Source organism: Arthrobacter sp. Dra40 (genome assembly GCF_059091905.1).
Window position 1 is genome coordinate 1 of sequence record NZ_JBNHHB010000350.1, and the last position, 3,728, is coordinate 3,728.

The 3,728-nt window shown below is 66.3% G+C and carries 4 protein-coding genes; 2 read left to right on the forward strand and 2 right to left on the reverse strand.

Annotation, left to right across the window (positions count from 1 at the left end):
• Window positions 1-127: 127 nt before the first annotated feature.
• Together AC5RWT_RS35515 and AC5RWT_RS35520 are read right to left on the reverse strand one after the other, a co-directional pair.
• Window positions 128-862, reverse strand: a complete 735-nt coding sequence (locus AC5RWT_RS35515) for an NADPH-dependent FMN reductase (protein WP_494084321.1) — start codon at window positions 860-862, stop codon at window positions 128-130.
• A gap of 238 nt (window positions 863-1,100) precedes the next feature.
• Window positions 1,101-1,610: an Lrp/AsnC family transcriptional regulator gene (locus tag AC5RWT_RS35520; protein WP_494084322.1), complete on the reverse strand. Its 510-nt coding sequence runs from the start codon at window positions 1,608-1,610 to the stop codon at window positions 1,101-1,103.
• A gap of 132 nt (window positions 1,611-1,742) precedes the next feature.
• Between AC5RWT_RS35520 and AC5RWT_RS35525 the strand changes: the two genes are divergently transcribed.
• Both AC5RWT_RS35525 and AC5RWT_RS35530 read left to right on the forward strand, forming a co-directional pair.
• Entirely contained in the window at window positions 1,743-2,990 is a 1,248-nt protein-coding gene (locus AC5RWT_RS35525) for an NAD(P)/FAD-dependent oxidoreductase (protein WP_494084323.1), read from the forward strand.
• Between the two features lie 185 nt (window positions 2,991-3,175).
• On the forward strand, window positions 3,176-3,385 hold the full coding sequence (locus AC5RWT_RS35530) for a FitA-like ribbon-helix-helix domain-containing protein (RefSeq protein ID WP_494084324.1): 210 nt from the start codon (window positions 3,176-3,178) through the stop codon (window positions 3,383-3,385).
• Window positions 3,386-3,728 lie beyond the last annotated feature (343 nt).

The window sequence follows — 3,728 nt, forward strand, 5'->3', positions numbered from 1 at the left end:
AGCCCTTAAAGAGCATCGCCCCGCCGGATGGGGAAACGGCGGGGCGATGCGGCTGGACAGCCGGCATGCAGACGGCTGGTACGAACCGCTCGTCGAAGGAGACGGCAGCTGGTCCGTATTGGCGGTCTTAAGCGGCGACGGTCTGCGGGGTGCGGATGGTTGCGAAGCCTTGTGCCCACGGAATGAGCTGGTCGATCATGGGTGCCAGGGTGCCGGCGTTCTGCTCGGTCGGCTTGAACTCGGTGAAGTTTTCAAAATCAGTGAACAGCGAGAACATCACCTGGTTGCGGACCACGGCCACCTGCAGCTCTGCCAACATGTTGCGCAGGTGTTCGGCAGCACGCACGCCACCCATGGAGCCGTAGGAAACGATGCCGGCGGCCTTGTTGTTGAACTCGACGTTCAGGTAGGACAGCGCGTTGGCCAATGCGGCCGAAACCGTGTGGTTGTATTCGTTGGCTACGAAGATGTAGCCGTCGAACTCGCTGATTTTGGCCGACCAGGTCTTCGTGTGATCGGCCTGGTAGTTCTGGTACGCGGCCGGGTACGCCTCGTCCAGCAGCGGCAGATTGAAGTCGGCAATGTCGACGACCTCGAAAGTGGCGTCCGTCCGACCGGCCAGTTCGGAAACAATCCAGTGAGCCACGGAGTCGTTAACCCGGCCCGGGCGGGTGCTGCCGGTAATGATGGCGATCTTGGGGAGGGCGGCTTCGCTACGGGCCGTGGCCTCGACCGGCTGGGCGGCGGCGTCGCCGAGGGGCTGGGCGGCGGCGTCGCCGAGGGGCTGGGCCGCTGCTGCCGCGGGATTGGCGGCGGACCGGCGGGCGCTGGACTTGCTAAACAGATTCTTGAACCAGGACATGGCAGCCTTCAATCGATTGCTTGACGTTTCAACAATCGTAGCCCGGGAAAGTATGACGTGTCAACAAATGAGCGTGCACGGCGGGTTCTCGCGAGCAGGAGTAGCCAAGACCGTTGCAGCCCGCTCCGCAGCCAGAGGGCGAGCGATTGTCCGGGCTGGCTCCCGGTCAGGGAGCGAGCGAGTGTTCAGGCTGGCTCCCCGCTCAGGGAGCGAGCGAGTCTCCGGGTTTGCTCCCCAGTTAGGGAGCGAGCGAGCTTCCGGGCGGGCGCACGTGCTCGAAGATCACGGTGGTATTGGTACCGGCGACCTCCGGCCGGACGCTGAGGTTGTTCGCCACCAGGTCGCGCAGTGCGTTGGAGTCGGCCACGGCTACGTGGATCAGGAAGTCGCGGTCGCCGGTCACGAAGAAAATTCCCTCCACCTCGGGCAGGCCGGCCAGATAATCCTTGAACTGGCCCAGGTCCGAGCGCGCGTGCGCCTGCAGCCGGATGGAAATCAGCGCCTGCAGGCCGCGCCCCACGGCGGCGGGGTCGACGTCGGCATGGAAGCCTCGGATGACTCCGCGTTCACGCAGGGAACGGATGCGGCTCAAGCAGGTCGAAGGGGCAATGCCGGCCGCCGCAGCAATGGCGTTATTGGGAGTTCGGGCGTCAACCTGAAGCATCTCGACAATGAGCCGGTCGGTGCGGTCCAGTCCAGACCCGGCCGGCGCTCCGAAAGGGCGTCGAAGATCCTTCGGTTCGGCCATGTGATTGCCACCACTTCCTGAATTTCTTGCCGGTGCGCCTTTGTCTTACAGAATCTTCTCCTAATCGCTTGAGAAACGGGTAAACATTCTTAAGGATGGTGCCGGGAGCAGACACAACCCGAGGAGCAGAAGATGTACTCTCGCGCACAAGCCCCGAGCACCGCCGTCGTCGTGGGGGCAGGCATGGTGGGACTGGCCACCGCTTGGCACCTGCAGGAACGCGGCGTGGAGGTCACCGTGCTGGACAGGTCCGGCGTCGCCGCAGGCGCGTCTTGGGGCAACGCCGGCTGGCTGACGCCTGGCATGGCCATGCCGCTGTCGGACCCGAGCGTCTGGACCTACGGGCCCAAGGCGCTGCTCGACCCGACGGCGCCACTGCACATTCCCGCCAGATTGGACCCGCAGCTGTGGAAATTCCTGGCGCGTTTTGCCCTCCACGGAACGCAAAAGGCGTGGGACCGTACCATGGCCGCGCTCACGCCGATCGACAGGATGGCGCTGGAGTGCTTCGACGAAATGACTGCCCACGGCGTCGAATCATGGACGCGGAAGGGCCCCTTCATCGTCGGCTTCGAGGAGGAGAAAGAAAGCCGCCACTTTGTCCATGAGCTGGCCAACGTGGAGAAAGCCGGACAGTCGGTCCCGCTGAGCCGTCTGGACAATGCACAGGTCAAGGTCCCGCAGCTATCGGCACGGGTCTCGACGGTGTATGAACTGGAAGGCCAGCGCTTCCTGGAGCCCGGCCCGTTCGTGGAGGCCCTGGCTGAATCAGTCGTGGAACGGGGCGGGCAGATCATTGCCGGCGCCGAGGTCCGGTCGCTGCGCCACGGACACGCCGGAATCTCGGTGGAGACCTACGCGCACGAACCGTTCCACGCCGACGTCGTGGTTTTGGCGACCGGCGCCTGGCTGCCTGACCTCGCCAAACCGCTGGGCGTGCGCACGATGGTGCAGGCGGGACGGGGTTACTCCTTCAGCGTGGCGACCGACCAGCCGGCCGAGTTCCCGATCTACTTCCCGGCCCGGCGCGTGGCCTGCACCCCGTACCAGGGACGGCTGCGCATTGCCGGGACCATGGAGTTCCGCGGCCCGGACGAACCGCTGCAGACCGGGCGGATCGACGCCATCCTGGCCTCGGTGCGGCCGCTGTTCACCAACATGGACCTCACAAACCTTGAGGACCTCTGGGTCGGCCCGCGCCCGGTTACGCCAGACGGCCTGCCCCTGATCGGCGCCACCCGCTCCCCCGGCGTCTACGTTGCCGGCGGGCATGGGATGTGGGGCATCGTGCTGGGCCCGGCCACCGGCAAGCTGCTGGCCGAGCAGATTGTCACCGGCCAGGTACCTGACGCGATCCGGCCGTTCGACCCGCTGCGCTGATTGTCGCCGGCGCCGGCAGGCTGCCTCTGCCGTGGCTGCGGTGAGGACGGTGGTGCCCTGGTGGTGCTGATGCGGCTGCCGCCCGAAGCCGCCGACGACGTCGGCGCACCGCTGACAGCTGGTCGGGGCAGGACTATCATGGGCGGCATTCGGGGCGCAGGGCACCCCAAAGGGAGGTAGCTGTCATGGAATCACTCACGCTGCCGGAGCTGGACCCGCGGACCATGGAAGGACTACGGATCCTCGCCGAAACGCATCATCGCTCACCCGAAGCTGAAGCCCGGGCCATCCTTGTCCAAGCCGTCCGTGGGCTGGGCGAGGCCGACGAGCTTCTGGCCTCGATCGTTGGCGACGACGATTCCAGCGACGGGAAACGCCGGACCGGCCGGCAATAGGCAGGGCGGCCCTCCGACCGGCAGTAGGCGGACTGCCCCTCCTCCGGACCGGCAGTAGGCGGACCACCCTCCGGACCGGCAGTAGGCGGACCACCCTCCGGACCGGCAATAGGCGGACCACCCTCCGGACCGGCAATAGGCGGGCGGCCCGGCACCGCCGTCGGTGGCTCACAAGCGCCGCCGCGCGGCGCCGTCGTCGGTTTAAGCAGCGCTGCCCCGCACCGAAACGGTACGGGGCAGCAGAGGTGCAGGAAATCAGCCGCCGAAGAGCGGGGCGATACTGTTCCACAACTGGTAGACGCCAAGGACAATGAACAGCAGGGCACAGATGCCCAGCGCGATG